This window comes from Arthrobacter sp. FW306-2-2C-D06B (genome assembly GCF_021789175.1).
In the GTDB taxonomy this organism is placed as follows: Bacteria; Actinomycetota; Actinomycetes; order Actinomycetales; family Micrococcaceae; genus Arthrobacter.
Genome location: NZ_CP084560.1, coordinates 1,202,402 through 1,220,375, shown reverse-complemented (window position 1 = coordinate 1,220,375; position 17,974 = coordinate 1,202,402). Strand labels below are relative to the sequence as shown.

Genomic DNA, 17,974 nt, shown 5'->3' with positions numbered 1-17,974 from the left:
GCGAACCAAGATATGCGAATGTTTGGTAAAGCAGGAAAGGCAGCAGCAGTAGCTGCGATCGCGGCTCTGGCGCTGACGGCCTGCGGCCGTACGGACAGCGGCAGCACCGGTGGTTCATCCAGCGGCAGCGAGGCATTCCCCAAGGGTTCCTCGATCGGCGTCGCGCTCCCCCAGAAGACCAGTGAGAACTGGGTCCTGGCGGAGAAGCTCTTCAACGACGGGCTCACGAGCGCAGGTTTCAAGCCGGATGTGCAGTTCGCCAACGGTGGCGTTTCGGAGCAGCAGAACCAGATCAGCGCGATGATCACCAAGGGCGACAAACTCATCATCGTGGGTGCCATTGACGGCGCGCAGCTGGGCACGCAGCTCAAGCAGGCCAAGGACGCCGGCGCTACGGTCATTGCATACGACCGCCTGCTCCTGAACACCTCCAACGTCGACTACTACGTGGCCTACGACAACTTCAAGGTCGGCGTGCTGCAGGGCCAGGCCCTGCTGGACGGACTCAAGGCCAAGAAGCCGAGCGGCCCGTATAACATTGAGCTGTTTGCCGGTTCGCCCGATGACGCCAACGCGAAGGTCTTCTTCGACGGCGCCATGAGCATCCTGCAGCCGAAGATCGATGACGGAACCCTTAAGGTGGTTTCCGGCCAGAAGTCCTTCGAGCAGGCCGTCACCCAGGGCTGGAAGGCAGAGAACGCCCAGAAGCGCATGGATACCCTGCTCGCAGGTACCTACACCAGCGCTTCGCTGGACGGCGTGCTGTCCCCGAACGACACCCTGGCCCGCGCCATCCTGACCTCGGTCAAGGCGGCCGGCAAGCCGCTTCCGGTCGTGACCGGCCAGGACTCCGAAGTTGAGTCGGTCAAGTCCATCCTTGCCGGTGAGCAGTACTCCACCATCAACAAGGACACCCGCAAGCTCGTTGAGCACGCCATCACCATGGTCCAGGACGTCCAGTCCGGCAAGACCCCGGAAATCAACGACACCAAGTCCTACAACAACGGCGTCAAGACCGTGCCGGCATACCTGCTGCCTCCGGTCATCGTGACCCTCGCCAACGTGAAGACGGCCTACGTGGACGATCCGATCCTCGGACCGATCACCAAGTAGCAGTTCTCATCTAGGCACCAACGACGGCGGCCATCCCCACTCGAGGGGGTGGCCGCCGTCGCTGTGTCCGGCTCCATCCGCCGTCGCGCAACTCTTCACAGGCCCCGCATAGCTTCAGCAGCACAGTCGCACAGCCGCGGTGAGCACTGTTAGGTGAGCAGGCGCGCCGCTGGGGCGGGCCAGGTCCCGAAGGAGAATCGTGAGCGTCCTCGCCCGGAGTGTAGGCAATGCCTTCCGCAACAAGATAAGAACCGCGGCTGTAGTGGCAGTGCTGGCCGTCGCGATCGGGCTGGCGCTGGCCATGCTCGTGGCCAACCAAGCCGTTGGCGGCAAAGTCCAGGAGCTCAATGCCTCCGTGGGCACCGTCCTGACCGTGAACCCCGCCGGGGCACAGGGTTTCGACGGCGGCGGCGAGCCGCTCACTACCGCCCAGACCGCGACGGCGGCAGCCGTACCGAACGTTGTGTCCGTAGTGGGCACCAAGGCGCTGCGCCTGGAAACCGCAACGGCGGCCTCCACCTCAACCACCGGGACCGCGACGCAACAAGCCGGACCGGGTGGCGGTCCCGGCGGCGGCACGAGCGTCACCACGAACCTTCAGGCAGCAATCGACGCCGGCACGCTCGGCAACCGCAACAACACTAGCGGCAGCACTAGCGGCAGCACTGGCGGCAGCACCGGCACGGGCAGCAGCGGAACCGCGCCGGCGTTTTCCCTGCCCATCACGGCTACCGGTATCGGCGCCGAGGTGGACACCGCCGGCAAGGCTTTGAACATCACCAGCGGTACGGGCCTGGGCGACTACACCGTGGCCAGCACCAAGGCCCTCGTCGGAACCACGCTCGCGACAAAGAACAATCTCAAGGCCGGCTCAACGTTCACCATCGCCGACAAGACCTTCACGGTGGCGGGCATCTTCGACGCCGGCACTACTTTCGGCAACAACGCCGTTTACACGACACTCGCCGAGGCCCAGGCACTCGCAGCAACACCGGGCGAGCTCTCCAGCATGGTGGTGACGGTCAACAGCATGGCGAACGTGGATGCCGCCAAAACGGCATTGCAGACTGCCCTGGGCTCGGGCAAGGCCGACGTGACACAGGGCCAGCGGAACCTCGAAACCGCCGTCAGTTCCCTGGACAGCGTCAAGAACATCTCACTCGTGGCCTTCATCGCAGCCCTTGGGACCGCCGGCCTGATCATTCTGCTCATCATGGTCATGCTGGTCCGCGAGCGCCGCCGTGAGATCGGAGTCCTGAAGGCCATCGGCGCCCGCAACCGGACCATCGGCTTGCAGTTCGTGCTCGAAGCCCTCGTCCTCGTGGCGCTCGGCAGCGTCGTTGGGGCTGCCATTGCCTCCTTCGCCAGCGGCGGTATCGCGTCGGCACTGATCAGTTCCAACAGCTCGACGGCGGCCACGAGCCAGCGCGGCCCCGGTGGCGGAGGTTTCGGCGGACCTGGTGGAAACCCGTTCGGCGGAGCCTCCCAACTGCTCACCTCGGTCACGGCGAGCGCCTCCCCCGGCGTCATTGCCGCCGGCGTTGCCGCGGTCTTCGGCGTCGCCGTCGTGGGCGCCCTGGTACCAGCGCTGCTCACAGCCCGCATCCGCCCCATCGAAGTCCTCCGAGGAGAATAGCCATGATTGAAGTCAAAGACCTTGTCCGCCAATTCAAGTCCGGCGACCGCACCATCAAGCCCGTCAACGGCGTGAGCTTCGAGCTCGAAAAAGGCACCCTCGCCTCGATCGTGGGGAAGAGCGGCAGCGGAAAGAGCACCTTGCTCTCCCTGCTCGGCGCCCTGGACAAGCCCACCAGCGGGGACGTCGTAGTGGATGGGGTCAGCCTGGCCGGCCTTCCAGCGGGCAAACTCACCGAATACCGGCGCCGGGACATCGGCTTCGTGTTCCAGCAGTTCAACCTCATCCCCAACCTGTCGGCGGTGGACAACGTGATGCTCCCCATGGAATTCGCCGGAATGCGGAAGGCTGCCCGCTTGGAGCGGGCCAGGTCCCTCCTCGAACAGGTGCAGCTGGATCCGGAGAAACAGACCCGTCGCATCAACAAGCTCTCGGGCGGCGAGCAACAGCGGGTTGCCATTGCCCGGGCGCTGGCCAATGAGCCCAAGCTCATCCTGGCCGACGAGCCCACCGGCAACCTGGACGAGCAGACCGGTGAACACATCATCGAGCTGCTCAGCTCCTTGAGCCGGGACCACAACACCACCATTCTGGTGGTGACGCACGACCGCAGCCTGGCTCAGAAGACCGAGCGGCGCTTCAGGTTGCAGCAGGGCAAACTGAGCGAGGAAACGGCGCGTCCGCGGGTAGCTGCCGGGACCTGACCACGTTTCTCAATTTGACGGAAGGGCTAGGAATCGTATGGTTCCTAGCCCTTTGTCCGGCTTGCGTGGGTGGGCCCACGCGCCCGAGGGCCCCGAGGGATTCCGCGCTCTACGCGGCATCCTTTGGGAGGGCGTGGGTGGGCCCACGCGCCCGAGGGCCCCGAGGGATTCCGCGCTCTACGCGGCATCCTTTGGGAGGGCGTGGGTGGGCCCACACGCCCGAGGGCCCCGAGGGATTCCGCGCTCTACGCGGCATCCTTCGGGAGGGCGTGGGTGGGCCCACACGCCCGAGGGCCCCGAGGGATTCCGCGCTCTACGCGGCATCCTTCGGGAGGGCGTGGGGACTATTCGGCCAGGGCTTTGCGGATCCACATCGCGAGGGCCTCGACAAGCAGCACCATGGCGATCACAAGGAGGGCCATGGTGAAGACCACGTTGTAGCGACTGAGCTGCGCGGCTTCGAACATCACTTGGCCCAGGCCGCCCGCTCCGACTACGGCCAGCACCGTGGCTGCGCGGATGTTCCCGTCCAAGGCATAGAAGATGTGGCCTGCAAATGCTGGCGCGGCTTGTGGGAACGTCGCCGACGCATAGGTCTGCGGCCGGGAGGCACCCGCGGCGCGCAGCGCGCGCTCGGGCCCGGGGTCGACTTCTTCGATCGAGTCCGCCAGGAGCTTGCCGAGCAGGCCCACTGTGCCGATGCCCAGGGCAAGCGCCGCAGCAGCCCCGCCGAGACCGGTAACAAGGATCAGCACAATCGCCAGGATGAGTTCCGGGATGCCGCGGACCACGAGCAGCACGAGCCTGGCCCCGCGCCGGATCCCCTCCCCCGGGGCCACATTGTGCGCCGCGTAGGACCCGATCAGGACGGACAGAAAGACGCCGATGAAGGTTCCGGCAAACGCGATCGCAAGGGTCTGCCCGAGCATCTCAAGAATCTGCGGCCACGTGTATTCGCCTATCGAGAGTGGGAAGAAGGACGCGAGGCGCTGTGGAAGCACCGTCCAGACCGTGAGGAAGTCGCTCCATATGGGAGCCGCGACGACGACGGCGGCGCAAATCACCGCGGCGACTGTCCAGCCGAGCGCGGGGCCGGTCCACCGCCGTTGTTCGCGTGTCGCTCCGCCGCGCAGGACCATCCGGCGGATGGTCGAAGAAAGGACCTCCATTGCGACACACAGCAGGAAAATGATGAGCGCGACGGCCATGGCCCGCTGGTAGTACAGGCGCTGGATACTCGCGGAGAGTTCATAGCCAAGGCCGGGCATGCCCACATAGCCGAGGATTGCAGAAGCGCGCAGGTTAATGTCCTGGCGGTGCAGCACGGTTGCGACCCACGAGGGTGCAACCTGGGGCAGGACGCCTGAGACGAATTCCTGGGCCTTCGTTCCACCGGCGGCCCGAATGGCCAAGCGAGGGCCTTCATCGATCTGTTCGATCGCATCGGCGAAGAGCTTACCGACCATTCCGACGGAGTGCAGGCCGAGTGCAAGGATGCCGGGGAGCGAGCCAAGGCTAAACATCGTGGCCAGGATGATGATGAGGATGAGCTCGGGGAAGGCACGCGCGAGCACTGTGATGCTGCGGCCCAGCCAGCGAAAGGCGGGGTGTGGGCTGGTGTTGCGTGCGGCCCAGTAAGCGACTGGCACAGAAAGCACGGCTGAGAGTAGCGTGCCGCAAATGACGATTGACAGGGTCAGGACGGTCAACCACACGAGTTCTTCTGGCCTTGAGAAGTCCAGCGGGACCATCCGGGCGAAGAATCGTTCCGCGGCGGGGATCGTCCGTGAAAGGCGCGTACCGCTGAAGTCGAGGAGCTGGAACGAACCCAACGCGGCAAGCACGAGGGCAGCGAGGATGACCGTCATGGAGAGACGGGTCCAGTAGCGGGGGGACCAGTGGCGGCGCGTCCGCGTATTCCGGCTAGGAGCGGGACTCGGCGACGCCGGACCCTGGGAATCCGGAACATGGGGCCTTGGTCCCTGCGGGGTGAGCGTCCCGGTCATCCGGCCACAGCCTCGGCTTCGGCTTCGATCTCGGCCTCGGCTGGCGCCACCCGACTGTAGATGCGCATGACCTCGTCCCGTCCTAGGCCGACAGTTGGCGTGTCCAGGACCACTGCGCCCCGGCGGAGGCCGACCACGCGGTCGCCCCAAGAAAGGGCAAGGTCAACTTGATGAAGACTGCACACCACTGTGAGAGCGTTCTCGCGGCCTATTTCACGGATGAGCTCCATGACCTGCTTGGAGGACTCGGGATCCAAAGAGGCAACCGGCTCGTCCGCGAGGAGGATCTTTGGTTCCTGCATCAACGCCCGGGCCACCGCCACGCGCTGTTGCTGACCGCCCGAGAGGGTGTCTGCCCTCTGGTGCTCAAGACCCAGGAGGCCAACCCGCTCAAGGTGCCTCGCCGCCGTCGTGCGCAAAGCCTTGGGGTAGGACCACGTGCCGAGCCGAGGGCCAGTGAGGCGCGCAAGCGCACCAGTCAGGACGTTCTCCAGGACCGACAGGGAACCGACGAGTTCGAACTGTTGGAAGACAACGGCGATCTGCGAGCGCAGGGCTCGCAACTCACGCCCGCGTAAGTCGGGAACGTCTTTGCCCAGCACACGGATGCTGCCGGCGGTAGGCCGCTCCAGCTGGCCGATGTGCCGCAGCAGGGTCGACTTGCCGGAACCGGACAGGCCGAGGAGGACGAGGACTTCGCCCTCCTCGACAGTCAGGCTCACGCCGTCGAGGGCTCTTTTGGCCCCGAACTCCTTGACGAGGCCATCAATCTCAATGACGGCGTGATTGTTCGTCATGCCCTAGATGCCTGCGCAGGTCTTGACGTCCGGAAGCTTCTTGCAAAGGTCGCGGAGGCCGTCGTAGTACTTGTCGTCCACCGGCTTGTTGCCTTCACCGAAGAACTTGTCGAACGCGGGAGTGGTAGTGATGCCGGAGGCTTTGATGTCTGCCGTGGTGACAGTGGACATCTTGTCCTTAAGTACCTTCTTGACGTCGTCCGGAAGGGTGTCGGCGATTGCGAACGGCGGGCCGGGAACGAATTCGCGCTTGATGGTCTTCAGGTCCGAGGCCTTGAACAGGCCAGCTGCCGGTCCAGTCGCGGTGACGGTGATGTCCTGGGCGAAGCCAACCTCGCACTCGGTCCCCTGGGCAACCTTCTGCGCGGAGACGTCATGCTTGCCCGCCATGACGGGCGTGTAGTCACCCTTGTTTACCCCGGCCTTGTTGAGCATGTACTGCGGAAACAGGTAGCCCGAGGTGGAGTTCTCGTTCACGAAGCAAACCTTCTTGCCCTTGAACCCGGCCACATCGGTGACCGAGGAATTCGCGGGGACGATTGCGTCGGAGTAGTAGCCCGGCTCGTGGGTGCTTGCGTCGACGCTCGCGCCGACCGGAGTGAACTTGGCGCCTTTGGCCTTGGCCTGGAGGTAGGTGAAGCCGGAGAAGGACACGACGTCCACCTGGCCGGCGATCGATGCTTCGATGAGCGCGGCGTAGTTCGAGGACTGCTTGACCTCGACCTTCTTGCCGGAGATCTTGCCGACGTAGTCCGCGATCGGCTGCCACGTCGAAGTCGCGGCGCTTTCGTCCGGAACCATGCCAATGACCAGGGTGTTTGAGTCTTTGGCGAAGGTGCCCGCGCCCGAAGACGGGACCGAGGCCCCTGCGGAGCCACATGCAGTCATGGCGACGGCGGCCACGGAAGCCAGCGCTGCAAGCTGGATGGCGCGGCTGGAGGAACGGAGGAATTTCACGGTGTGCCTTTCATTGAGGACGAACGGATGGTTCTCAGAGGGCAACGCCGGACATCCCCGACGCAGGTGGCAGCGTTCCAGTGTTCACGGAGGCGGAAGCGGGCGCATGCGCCGCCTTGGCGCCCGCCACTTCGCAGGCCACAAGCCCTACTGACTTGAGTGACCGCTTGAGCGTACAAGTTGAAAATTACGAAAATTCCGGAATTTGCGGCGAACCAGTGAACCTCAAATGAATCTTGTCGGCCAAGAAGGACAACAGCTGTTAACTTATGTAGACAAGTTGGCTTCATGAGCAGGGATGCTCCCGCGGAGTCTGCCCCTCATGACTTTGAACCATGCCGTATAACGCACACGGTGAAATGAGAGGATAGGGCGCATGAGTCTGCATATCGCCAAGCCGTGGTTGTTCAGCCAGCCGAACCAGGATCCCCGCGCAGCCACCGGCAAGCCTCTGAACTGGGGCATTATCGCCACAGGAGGGATCGCCAAAACCGTGAGCGGCGACCTTGCCCAGCTCGAGGACGCAAACCTCTACGCAGTGAGTTCGCGGCGCCAGGGATCGGCGGACGCCTTTGCTGCCGCGCATGGGGTCACGAAGTCCTACGGCGACGACGGCGGTGTGCCCGGCTACCAGCGGCTGCTCGCCGATGACGCCGTCGACGTCGTCTACGTGGCCACCCCGCACGCCCAGCACTTCGAGATCGTCAAAGATGCCCTCAACGCCGGGAAGCACGTCTTGTGCGAGAAATCCTTGACCATCAACGGCCGTGAAGCGGCAGAGCTCGTCGCTTTGGCCCGGGAACGGAAATTGTTCCTCATGGAAGCCGTGTGGAGTCGGTTCCTGCCCAGCATGCAGAGGGCGTTCGCCATTGCCGCGTCCGGCGAGCTGGGCGACATCAAGTGGGTCAGCGCCGACCTTGGATTCCCTGCCCCCTACGATCCTTCCGCCCGCATCTGGGCTCCGGCGGACGGCGGCGGAGCCCTGCTGGACCTCACGGTGTACGCGCTGCTCTGGCCTTTGGGCACCCTCGGTTTCCCGCAGTCAGTCAGCGCAGTGGGCGCTTTGACGGACGACGGCGTCGACTCCCAGAATGCGCTCACCCTGGCTTACGACGGCGGTGCCATCGCCCAGCTGACCTCTTCGTTGCTGGCCCATGGGCCTCGCTCGGCGTCCGTTGCGGGCTCCAAGGGCTTCCTCCAGACCCAGGGGTCCATCAACAATCCGCGCGAGCTTCTGATTCGAACCGGCTGGGACGAACCGCGGATCGAACGCTTTGACGCGGTCGGGATCGGCTACACCTACGAGCTGCGTGAGGTGACCCGCTGTGTCCAGCAAGGACTGACCGAAAGTCCGGTGATGCCCTTGGACGATTCATTGAACACGATGCGCCTCTTCGACGGGGTGCGGTCCCAGCTCGGAGTCCGGTACGCGAACGACGCCCGCTGAACTGAATGACAAATCCGCCCTCCAACGTCTGGACTAGTTAACTAGTGAGGCCTACGATGGGAGCGATCGCCTATCGAAGCTGACGCTGGGGGGTGTCGAGATGGAAGCAGAGCGAAGCAAGCCGCGCCTTCTTCATGTTCTCCGCTCCGTCCTGCTCGCTGGCGCCGGTGCTGTTGTTTGGATAGCCCTCTCCTCCACGTCAGCCAACGCGGATTCCGGGAACACCAACACCCACACCCTTGTGGGCGGAGCGGACTCCGCAGTGTCAAACGTCGTACACAACGCCGCAAAGGGGCTTCCCGGAAACCCCGGCAATGCCGTTGCGGCAGTTGTCGCATCCGTCCCGGCGCCGGCCGGAGTATCCGTTCCAGTCCCCGAGGCCCAGCTACCAGCGGCCCAAGTGCCGCCCGCGGTAGTGCGCGAACTTCCCCAGCTGACCGGAAGCGCCGACCAACTTCTGGCCAACACGCCCGTGGTCAGCGCAGTCCTCCCTGAGGGGAGCGTTGGTGCCGTGACTGCAAGCGTTGTCTCGCCTGCAGCGAGCGCGGTTGACGGGGTTGGGTCAGGTGTCGGTTCCTTGATCGGCGGCCTTCCGGTCACCGTCCAAGAGATAGCTGTCCCTTCCATCCACGTCCCCGATGTCACCGGAATAGTTGAAGCCCTTGCAGCGCAGCCCGCTGTAAGTGAGCCCGCTGCCGGAGTCCCTTCAACGGTGGCTCAGGATGTCGCGGCTCCGCTGCTCAGCCTCGCTGGCTACAGTGGCCTGCCGGGCCTGAATGGGACTCCTTCGAAGGCGGCAGTCCGTGCTACTAGCGGTTCCAACGATTCTTCCGCGTCCCCGTCCGACGGCACCTTCCCGCCAGGTACACCAGGCGGCAGCGACACCGTCAGTGGATCTGCGTTCCTGTCCAGCAATCCTTCGGGGGCTGCCGCTGCCTGGCTCCAAGGCACGAACCTTTCTTACCCGTCGACTGGGACCCTCGTGTCCACAGCTGCTGCCGGCAGAGTTCCGGCTCCGGTGTCCTTTGACCCGGGTTCTTCTCCTGACTAGTTCCGAGCCCCGCCGCTTTCCCGGAAGTTCATTCCGTGCCGCGGCAAACGGCCGATCCGGGCGCTCCTATGCGCCTTTTGGAACTACTCGTTCAGGAGAACAACATAATGCACAGCATGATTCGCAAGGGGCTGCTTGGCACCCTCTTTGCCGGTGGGTTGATAGCCCTCGGCGCAACTGCCGCGAACGCGGCAGACACTACTACCAGTGCGCTAGGCAACGCCTCGGGCACTCAAGTCGTTGCACCGGCGTCGGTTCCGGTGAACCTCGGGTCGACGTCGCTCTCAATACTTGGAAATTCGGGCGCCGCGACCACCACCCCTGCACTCGCCCCGGTTCCGGCCCCGGCGATCAATTCCGGCGGAGCAGCCGTCCCGTCCGGAACCCAGGTGGTGGCTCCGATATCGGTCCCTGTTAATATCGGAGCCACCTCACTGGCAGTTCTGAGCAATTCCGGCCCTGGAACAGCCTCTGGCACCCAGGCGACGGCTCCCGTCAACGCGACTGTCACCGCGGGTGATACCTCGGTCAATGTCCTCAGCACGACGCCAACCGGAACCGCACCGGCAGGCGGCACCACCGGAGGCACCGGCGTCACCGCGCCCGTAACCGCACCGGTCACCGTCGGTGATACCTCGGTCAACCTCCTTGGCACGACGCCGACAGGATCCACCGGAGGCACCGGCGTCACCGCGCCCGTAACCGCACCGGTCACCGTCGGTGACACCTCGGTCAACGTCCTTGGCACGACACCGACAGGATCCACCGGAGGCACCGGCGTCACCGCGCCGGTAACCGCACCTGTCACCGTCGGTGATACCTCGGTCAACCTGCTCGGCACCACACCGACAGGTACCGGCATCCTCTCGGGTGCGGGACTCACCGCGCCCCTGAACCTGCTTGGCGCGACGCCGACAGGATCCACCGGAGGCACCGGCGTCACCGCCCCGGTAACCGCTCCTGTCACCGTCGGTGACACCTCGGTCAACGTCCTCGGCACGACACCGACAGGTACCGGCATCCTCTCGGGGACTGGACTCATCGCGCCCCTGAACCTGCTCGGCACGACACCGACAGGATCCACCGGAGGCACCGGCGTCACCGCGCCGGTAACCGCACCTGTCACCGTCGGTGACACCTCGGTCAACCTGCTCGGCACGACGCCTGCAGGCGCCAGCATCCTCTCGGGGACTGGACTCATCTCAGGCTTGGGTCTTCCGCTGACGATCGGCACCGCGTCGGTAGGTTTGGGTCTGCCTTCTGGCGTCACGAACCCGCCGACAGTCACCCCGCCTGTCGTGAACCAGCCCGTCGTGAACCCGCCGGTCGGTTCCCAGGGCTTCGTCGATCCGGCTGCAGCCGTTCCTTCGGTTGAGACGCCGTTGGCAATCGCATCCGGAACTGCAGCACAAGCCAATGCAGCGGTTGCTGTTGGGGCTGGAACGGCCGTTCTTGCAAGCACTGGCCTCAATGGCCTGTGGTTGCTGTTCGCGGCAGCGTTGCTATTGCTTGGGCTCATCGTGATGGTGGTTAGCCGGAAGATCCGGGCAACAATTCCCGCATAATCACTGGCTCGGGCTTCTCCACCGCATTGGATGTAGCCCGCTCCCGGCTCCTCCGCAGGGCAAACAGCCCCGCGGAGGAGCTCATGCGTGGAACCACGGGGAGATCCCACCATGCGGTGCGTTACGCCGTCGTGCTATGGATCCGAACCGTCGCCGGGGCGTAGACCGGGGGAAACAGCTCGGAGGCATCGCGCCGCCGGTAGTCTCGTTCGCCGTAGGCTTCCACCATCTGTCCAAAAAGACGCTGACCCTCAGCGCGCAGTTCATCCAGTTCGACGCCTGGGAGGCAGCCGCCAACAACTACTGGGCGGCCTGCAACATACGTATCGGTGATGTTGCGTGCCGAACCGTTGAGGATCAGCGTGCGCAACGGATCTTCCACGACTCCATCACGGAAGTCCCCCAGAGAGGCGACCATGATGTCCGCTTGGGCGCCTGGACACAGGCGTCCCAGGTCGTCGCGGCCCAATGCCTTGGCACCACCCAGGGTGGCAGCGTCGAAGAACGCCGACACCGTGCCGGCGTCCCGCCGACCCTCCGCGATGCGCGCCAGGTGCGTGCCGATATCGATGCCCTTGATCAGGTCCGGCGGGAACGAATCGGTTCCCAGGCACATGTTGACCCCGGCAGCCGCGAAAGCATCAAAGGACCTAAGCATGCCTGAGTAATGGAACGACGTCAGTGGGCAGTGGATGATGCTGACGTCATGCCGGGCCAGAACATCCAACGGCCCGCCTTCTGCCCTGGAGGAGGGGTCGGTGCCATCGATGACAACCCCATGCGGGATGAGGAGCCGCGTGTCCAGCAGGCCGGAATCCGCAAGCTGTTCCAGGACGGTGCGCCCGGTGAGCTTGACGAGGAACCCGTCTTCATTCGCCCCCTGGAGGCAATGGAGGCGGACCAATGCGTTGCGTTCGGTGGCCAGCTCAGCAGTCCGGCGCATCAGTTCGTCCGAAAGCGTCTCGATGCGGCACGGCAGCAGGACACCGGTAAGCAACGGATGTCCTAGCTCGTCGGCGTAGTCGAGGAACCGCGCGGCGTCAGCGAATCCTTTACGTCCTTCTTCCTCGTCGAAGAGGATCACGCGCTGGCCGTCGTCGTCGGTGACATTGATCCCGGAGCGGTACGCGGGGCCCAGGAAGCCGCGCAGTCCGAGCTCGATGCTGGACTGTGCCATTCCTTTGAGTTCTTCGAAGGATTCAGCCCATGAGCTGTGGATCTCCGAGGCGATCGGCATATAGGTGGTCACGCCGTGCAAGGCCAGCTGCGCCAGGGCGAACCTGCGCACGCTCTGGCGCTGCGCCGCAGTGAACACATCGCGGCGGCGGTTGTGGAAGTAGTCTTCGGACCATTGCAAGCCCGGGGCGGTCTCGTCTGTGGGCCAGGAGTCGAAGATCATGTGATCAATGTCCGTCAGGGCATCGAGATCGATGAGGCCAGGTGCGATGAGGCTCTGTCCAAAGTCCCGGTGTTCGTCCACAGGCCCTGTGTAGTCGGTACCGACATAGACGATCTCGTCCTCCCGCATCACGACGTGCCCATCCGTGTGCATCACGTGCCTGGTCCCGTCATAGCCAAGGACGTACCGGGCAGAAAGCTGAGTGATCATAAACCCTCCAAATTTGGTATCCCAGGTCGAATAGCCGCAGATCAAGTTCGAAGTTGGCCGAGCGTACGGGCGCCTTCAGTTACAGGATCGCGAGCGGCTTTTGTGACATGTCTTGCATTGCGATGTGATCCACCTTACCATCTTTGGTATACCAAACGGCTTGGACGGCTTCGTCCTTCGCCTCTGCAGCACACGAAGGGTGCACAACAATGAAGAACCAATCCACAACCACTCCGGAGGTGGATACGCCCGTAGTCAATGTCGATCACGGACCGGCCCGCCTCTTCACCCCGACCGCACGGCAATGGGGATCGATGATCCTGCTGTCCACTGCCGTCTGTGCCGTCGCCATCCTGGCCGGAACGCACAAGATTCCCCTGGGAAACGCCGCTATCGTGCTCATGCCTGTCTTGTGGGCGGTGCTGATGGGCGCCATCATCGGCGTCCAGAAGGTGCGCCCCATGTCCGGCCAAAGCCGCGCCGTGGCTTCGGTATTGCTCAACGTCAGCATCGTGATGTTCCTGGGGGCCCTCGGCACCCAAGTGGGACCTTCTTTCGCCAAGCTGACCTCGCTCGGCCCGGCCATCCTGCTCCAGGAAGTAGGCCACATCTTCGGAACGGTCATCATCGCCCTGCCGGTCGGCGTCGCGCTGGGCATGGGCCGCACGGCGATCGGTGCCACCTGGGCAATCGACCGCGAATCCTACTTGGCCTACGCATTGCAACGCTTTGGCGTGAAATCCCCGGTCTACCGCGGCGTGTTCTCCGTGTGGCTCCTGGGCAGCGTCTTCGGCGCAGTCTTCATCTCCCTGCTGGCCGGACTGCTCGGCGGGATGGGCATCTTCGACCCCCTTGCACTGGCGCTGGGCCTGGGCCTCGGTTCGGGATCCATGATGCTTGGCGGCGTTGCGGCCCTGTCCATCCTTTATCCGGGCCAGGCACCGGAGATCATGGCGCTGGCTGCCCTGTCGAACCTGGTGACGAACCTTGTGGGTTTCTACGCCGGGGCGTTCCTTTCGTTGCCGATGTCCTTGCGGCTCTACAAGTTCTGGGCGCGCCTCTTCCGCCGCGATGACGAGGGCAAGCGTCTTGACCGCCATGGGAACGCCGTTGCCGCGAAGCTGCGCCGGCCAAAGGCCCGGAACAAGGTGGACGTTTCGGCTGTGCTCCAGGACCCCGAGGTGCGCACGAAGCCGTCTACGTGGATCATCGCTTTCGTTGCAAGCATCGCCGTGGGCGTGGTCCTCAACGCCTTGGGCACCAAGTCGATCAGCATCAACGACGTCATTGGCGTGGTGATCCTTGGCCTCCTTACGGCGCTGGCTTTCTTACTGGCCAAGTACGTGCCCGCCGTGCCGTCGAGCGTATGGGTCCTTGCACTCGCCACTTTGGCGACAGCCCCCATCCTGCCTATCAGTGGCATGATCGTCTCCTTCACCCACCACCTCGACCCGCTCTACGTGGGCCTTGGCTCGATCGCCTTGCTCGGCATGAACGTGGGGCGCGACATCAACGCTCTGAAGACCCTGAACTGGCGCACGGTGATTGTGGCGACAATCACGTTCTCCGCAAGTTTCATAGCAGCTGCGGCACTTGCGCAATTCGTCATCCATGTCTGAGCTGTGGCACTGAACAACTGACGCCGAACAACTGACGCCGAACAAGGGCGGTGGATTGGACTCTTTCGTTCATTCCACCGCCCTCTCGTGTCTCTGCTCCCGCCCTCGACGGCGCATCCAGGTGATGTTCGACGCATCGCGGTTCCTTCACGCCGCGGAGCTGCGCGACATACCGCGTCAGGTGAACGGCGGAAGGACACCGGACCACCTGTGGCTTGCTAAGATCTAAAGGCTCAACCCGGCCACCGGGAGAGCCCCCCATCAACTGGTCCGGAACGGACGTGCCCCCACGCGCCCGATACCGGCCCCTGCCTGACCCCAGGAGACCCCTGCTCTCATGACCGCATTGGCCGAACCGGACTTTTTCGAGATACACGACGAGGATTACCGCAGCGAACTGGACTCGCGGTACGAGGAAGGTTTCGGGCGCGGCCCCGAGCTCGAGGACGACTACGGCAGCGGCTACGACGAACTCGACAAGCTCTTCGATGGTCTGTTCGACGACGAGGATGACCTGGACGCACCGGCCAAGGCCGAAAAGAAGGTTCCGGCCCGGAAAGACGCTCCGAAGGCCGCCGTCATTAAGACGGCCGCGCCGAAGAAGGCTGCCCCAATTTCGATGCCCAAGGCCAGCCCGGTCGTTACCCGCAGGGTGGTGCATGAGGCCGCTCTGACCGCCGAACCGGTCGCCGCCGTCGAAGCTCGCCTCGTCGAAGAGACACCGACGGTAACCGTCGTCGAGCCGGCCGCGGTCGAACCTCCCGTCGTCGAACCGGCGAGCGCCGCAGCGGGTGCCGCCGAAGAAGCCGTGACTCCCGCGATTCCGGGCAGCCCCTTCTTCGCCCCGCACATCGCACCGGTCAACGAGCATGTGGAGTTCCTCCGCAAGCTCCGCCCGGGCTTCGAGGTCCCCTACGTGGATCCGATGCACTCCGTGGAGGACTGCCGGATTGTCACCCTGTTTTCCAACACCAGCGAGGCCTCCTCGCGCGGCGTTGTCTGGGCCGGCGACGACGCTGCCGCCACCCGGCTACTGGGCCTGCAGTTCCAACTCGGCCTGCGCCCGGAATGGATGATGCCGTGGAACACCCACCCGTGGTTCACTCCCGGGGAGCCGAACGGAAAGCTGACTCCGGACCAAGTCGCGGCCGGCCTCAAGCCGCTCCTCGCTTTCCTCAAACTCGTTCCACGCGCCTCGGCGATCGTCGCCCACGGAACGGAAGCCAACCGCTTGGCGCAAATGCTCCTCAAGACCGACAACCAGCTGATCTGGCGCCGCGGCTTGAAGGTCTACAAGGCCCGTTCGCTACACGGGCGGGCCTTCGCCGGGTCCAAGGAACGCCAGACCGAATGGCTGATCGAAATGGGCCGCTCCTACGCGGACGCCATGGCCCGCGCGGGTCTCCAGGCCGGACGGCGCTAGGGCGCCTAGCGCCGCGACTTCCGGGCTGGCTTCCCGGCAAAGAGTTTCCGGTCCAGCGAAAGCGCCCCGGCACCGATAAAGGCAAACGCCAACGCCAACGCGATATACAGAATGAGCAGCTCCGCATTGATTCCAGGACTATTGCTCAACAAGGGCTTGCCTGATTCGGTGACAAACCAGATCCCTGCATACATGAGGGCGGCCAGGAAGCCAGCCACCCTGGTCAGGGCGCCGAGCACTAAAAGTGCGCCCAGCCCGGTTTCGCCCCAGATGACCAGCCAGGACATCAGCTCCGCTTTTTGAACACCCATCGCAGCGATGGTTGCCTCGAACGCAGGCTGTCCCGCGAGCAGCTTCTGGACTCCATGCAGCAGCAAAAGGCCGCCGAACACGATCCTCAGAAACGCGATGCCACGCGAGGACGAGATCTGCGAGGGAAGGAGGAATTTCACCCGGTCCAATCTTCCATGCCCGGCGCACAGTTCAAAACAGCCGCTCCGTCCACGCGGCCGTTCTGAATCAAGCCAACAGCGCCGGAATGTCCTTGACTCCCGCCAGGATGTGATCGTGCGGGTGTGCGGAGAGTTCCTCGCGTCCCAGTTTTCCGGTCAGGACACCGACCGCTGCCACCCCCGCGTTCTTGGCCGCCTTGAGGTCGTTTATGGTGTCGCCGGCAGCAAGCACTTCGCGGACGTCGATCACTCCCGTCAACTCCATGGCGCGATGGATCATATGGGGTGCCGGGCGGCCTGCAGCCACATCGTCAGAGCAGACAACGGCGTCAAGCAAGCCGCCGCCGTCGGGCGCTGTACCCGCGCCTGCAAGCGACCAGCCGAGCCGCGCAAGGAGCGGCTCCGCGACATCGCGGGAGAATCCCGTGGTCAGGGCAATCTTGACTCCCCGGCTGCGCAATTCGCGGAAGGCGTCCTCAACGCCGTCGAGCGCTACCGGCGGGTTCTGCCCATAAGAGTCAGCGAGAAGCTCCTTGAAGCGGAGAAAGGCTGCCCGGACGATGTCCGGCGTGGCAGTTCCACCGCCCTTGGTGATGAGCGCCGTGATGGCCTCCACTTTGTCGGCTCCCATCCATTCCTGGACGGCTTCGGGGGTGGTGCTTGCCCCGGTCTCCTCAACGCAGCGGGCCAACGCCAGGTAGACGTCCCCGTGTTCGTCAATGGTGGTTCCAGCCATGTCGCAGGCGACGAGCTTGATCATGTGTTCCCTTGGTCTATTCGGCGTGGACGCGCACCAAGGCGGCGCGGCGTTCCGCGGTGTTGTCGATGGTGAAGTTCGTGAGTGCCGGCAAATACCGGTCCTCTGAGTATTCGATGGCAGTGCCGTCGGCCGAGCTGGTGACGCGGCGTTCCCGCAAAAGGGGAATCCCTTCCGCTTGTTCGAGCAGTTCCGCATCTTCCTCTCCCGCGGCCACTGCGTCGATGGTGTGACGGGCACTGTAGAGGTCCACGCCCTGAGCTTTCAAGAAGGCGAAGATGGAGCCCGCATCCGTGTCGAAATCGAAGAGCAAGCGGCCCACCTCGAGGATGAAGCTCGTCCGCTCGATCATCGCAGGCACGCCATCCAAGGAGCGGACGCGCAGCAGCTCCACCACTTTCTCCCCCGGCTCCAGTCCAAGTGCGTCGGCCGCTTCGGCGCTCGCCTCGCGGCGCGCCACCTCCAACGTTCGCTGCCCGGGGGTCTTGCCAATGCCGATGGCCCATTCGGTGAAGGAATTGAAAGTCGAAAACGACTGTGACGGGACTGTCGAACGCACCATCGGCGGGCGGCCGCGGCCACCCGTGACGGCGCCCTCTGCCCGCACGAACGCCAATGCCTGGCGGATGGGCCCACGGGATGTCCCGAACTCCTTGCAAAGCGCAGCTTCGCTCGGCAATTGCGAGCCCGGCGGCCACGTGCCGTCCGTGATGCGGCGCATGAACTCCTCGCTGAGGCGGACATGGAGGGGTGTGTTTTGCCGGATACTCACGAGTTGATAATACAAGTTGGTGCTGATTGATGTCCCATATTTCACAGGTTAAAGGCAAACGATGGA

Annotated in this window: 15 protein-coding genes; 8 read left to right on the top strand and 7 right to left on the bottom strand. The window is 64.2% G+C overall.

Annotated features, from left to right (window positions below; translation table 11 throughout):
- Positions 1-12 precede the first annotated feature (12 nt).
- The 3 genes from LFT47_RS05820 (at position 13) to LFT47_RS05810 (ending at position 3,453) form a co-directional block, all read left to right on the top strand.
- The gene (locus LFT47_RS05820) at positions 13-1,113 is read left to right on the top strand and encodes a substrate-binding domain-containing protein (RefSeq protein ID WP_234751227.1); all 1,101 of its coding nucleotides are present in this window, start codon (positions 13-15) and stop codon (positions 1,111-1,113) included.
- Positions 1,114-1,312: 199 nt separating this feature from the next.
- Positions 1,313-2,749, top strand: coding sequence for an ABC transporter permease (locus tag LFT47_RS05815; protein ID WP_236816122.1), 1,437 nt, complete (start codon positions 1,313-1,315; stop codon positions 2,747-2,749).
- A gap of 2 nt (positions 2,750-2,751) precedes the next feature.
- Positions 2,752-3,453, top strand: coding sequence for an ABC transporter ATP-binding protein (locus LFT47_RS05810; RefSeq protein WP_236816121.1), 702 nt, complete (start codon positions 2,752-2,754; stop codon positions 3,451-3,453).
- A 344-nt stretch (positions 3,454-3,797) separates the two neighbouring features.
- Here LFT47_RS05810 and phnE read toward each other — a convergent pair whose 3' ends face one another.
- The 3 genes from phnE to phnD all read right to left on the bottom strand — a co-directional run bounded on the left by phnE (position 3,798) and on the right by phnD (position 7,213).
- A complete protein-coding gene (phnE, locus tag LFT47_RS05805; protein WP_236816120.1) occupies positions 3,798-5,321 on the bottom strand; it encodes a phosphonate ABC transporter, permease protein PhnE in 1,524 nt (507 codons plus the stop codon).
- A gap of 134 nt (positions 5,322-5,455) precedes the next feature.
- Positions 5,456-6,256: a phosphonate ABC transporter ATP-binding protein gene (gene phnC / locus LFT47_RS05800; RefSeq protein ID WP_236816119.1), complete on the bottom strand. Its 801-nt coding sequence runs from the start codon at positions 6,254-6,256 to the stop codon at positions 5,456-5,458.
- 3 nt (positions 6,257-6,259) lie between these two features.
- The gene (gene phnD / locus LFT47_RS05795) at positions 6,260-7,213 is read right to left on the bottom strand and encodes a phosphate/phosphite/phosphonate ABC transporter substrate-binding protein (RefSeq protein ID WP_236816118.1); all 954 of its coding nucleotides are present in this window, start codon (positions 7,211-7,213) and stop codon (positions 6,260-6,262) included.
- Positions 7,214-7,589: 376 nt separating this feature from the next.
- Between phnD and LFT47_RS05790 the strand changes: the two genes are divergently transcribed.
- The 3 genes from LFT47_RS05790 (at position 7,590) to LFT47_RS05780 (ending at position 11,276) form a co-directional block, all read left to right on the top strand.
- Positions 7,590-8,660: a Gfo/Idh/MocA family protein gene (locus LFT47_RS05790; RefSeq protein WP_236816117.1), complete on the top strand. Its 1,071-nt coding sequence runs from the start codon at positions 7,590-7,592 to the stop codon at positions 8,658-8,660.
- 100 nt (positions 8,661-8,760) lie between these two features.
- The gene (locus LFT47_RS05785) at positions 8,761-9,711 is read left to right on the top strand and encodes a hypothetical protein (protein ID WP_236816115.1); all 951 of its coding nucleotides are present in this window, start codon (positions 8,761-8,763) and stop codon (positions 9,709-9,711) included.
- A gap of 107 nt (positions 9,712-9,818) precedes the next feature.
- Positions 9,819-11,276 (top strand): hypothetical protein, encoded by a 1,458-nt coding sequence (locus LFT47_RS05780; RefSeq protein ID WP_236816113.1) that lies wholly within the window; start codon positions 9,819-9,821, stop codon positions 11,274-11,276.
- A 121-nt stretch (positions 11,277-11,397) separates the two neighbouring features.
- Here LFT47_RS05780 and LFT47_RS05775 read toward each other — a convergent pair whose 3' ends face one another.
- Positions 11,398-12,885, bottom strand: a complete 1,488-nt coding sequence (locus LFT47_RS05775; protein WP_236816112.1) for a chlorohydrolase family protein — start codon at positions 12,883-12,885, stop codon at positions 11,398-11,400.
- A gap of 209 nt (positions 12,886-13,094) precedes the next feature.
- Between LFT47_RS05775 and LFT47_RS05770 the strand changes: the two genes are divergently transcribed.
- Together LFT47_RS05770 and LFT47_RS05765 are read left to right on the top strand one after the other, a co-directional pair.
- Positions 13,095-14,504 carry a DUF3100 domain-containing protein gene (locus tag LFT47_RS05770; RefSeq protein ID WP_236816109.1) on the top strand — a complete coding sequence of 470 codons (1,410 nt, stop codon included), beginning with the start codon at positions 13,095-13,097 and terminating at the stop codon, positions 14,502-14,504.
- A gap of 925 nt (positions 14,505-15,429) precedes the next feature.
- A complete protein-coding gene (locus LFT47_RS05765; RefSeq protein ID WP_236818384.1) occupies positions 15,430-15,927 on the top strand; it encodes a uracil-DNA glycosylase in 498 nt (165 codons plus the stop codon).
- Between the two features lie 5 nt (positions 15,928-15,932).
- Here LFT47_RS05765 and LFT47_RS05760 read toward each other — a convergent pair whose 3' ends face one another.
- From LFT47_RS05760 to LFT47_RS05750, 3 genes are all read right to left on the bottom strand, one after another.
- Positions 15,933-16,379 (bottom strand): DoxX family protein, encoded by a 447-nt coding sequence (locus LFT47_RS05760; RefSeq protein WP_236816107.1) that lies wholly within the window; start codon positions 16,377-16,379, stop codon positions 15,933-15,935.
- A 67-nt stretch (positions 16,380-16,446) separates the two neighbouring features.
- Positions 16,447-17,139, bottom strand: coding sequence for a phosphonatase-like hydrolase (locus LFT47_RS05755; protein ID WP_236816105.1), 693 nt, complete (start codon positions 17,137-17,139; stop codon positions 16,447-16,449).
- A gap of 13 nt (positions 17,140-17,152) precedes the next feature.
- Positions 17,153-17,908: a GntR family transcriptional regulator gene (locus LFT47_RS05750; RefSeq protein ID WP_236816103.1), complete on the bottom strand. Its 756-nt coding sequence runs from the start codon at positions 17,906-17,908 to the stop codon at positions 17,153-17,155.
- Positions 17,909-17,974 lie beyond the last annotated feature (66 nt).